This is a genomic window from Salinimicrobium oceani (assembly GCF_012037645.1).
Genome location: NZ_JAAVJR010000955.1, coordinates 1 through 383, shown reverse-complemented (window position 1 = coordinate 383; position 383 = coordinate 1). Strand labels below are relative to the sequence as shown.

The window sequence follows — 383 nt, the reverse complement described above, 5'->3', positions numbered from 1 at the left end:
ATTCGAGGCAAACCGGAGTCTTGACCTCGTAAGCTTTAGTTTTCTGAACAAGGTTTCCTGTGCTCTTATTAATTTCAAAAAGCACGATACTGTTCGTATCCTGGTTGGCAACATAAAGATGCTCTCCTGAAGGGGAAAGTGCAAAATTCCGGGGCGTTTCTCCCCGGGTTGGAAAATAACCTGAAGCCGTAAGCCTTCCGTCGTTTTCCACCTTAAAAGCTGCAATTGAATTGTGCCCCCGGTTTGAAACATAGAGAAATCTGCCTGAGGGATGAAGATGTAAATCTGCTGTGGAGTTCTTACCTGAATATTCTCCGGGAAGCGTAGAGATATGCTGCAGTATTCCCAATCCGCCATTTTGCAAAACTTCAAAAGCGGTTACA

The 383-nt window shown here is 44.6% G+C and carries 1 protein-coding gene; it reads right to left on the bottom strand.

Annotation, left to right across the window (positions count from 1 at the left end):
• The coding region (locus HC175_RS20230) for a lactonase family protein (protein ID WP_168139850.1) at positions 1-383 on the bottom strand (383 nt) is incomplete at both ends.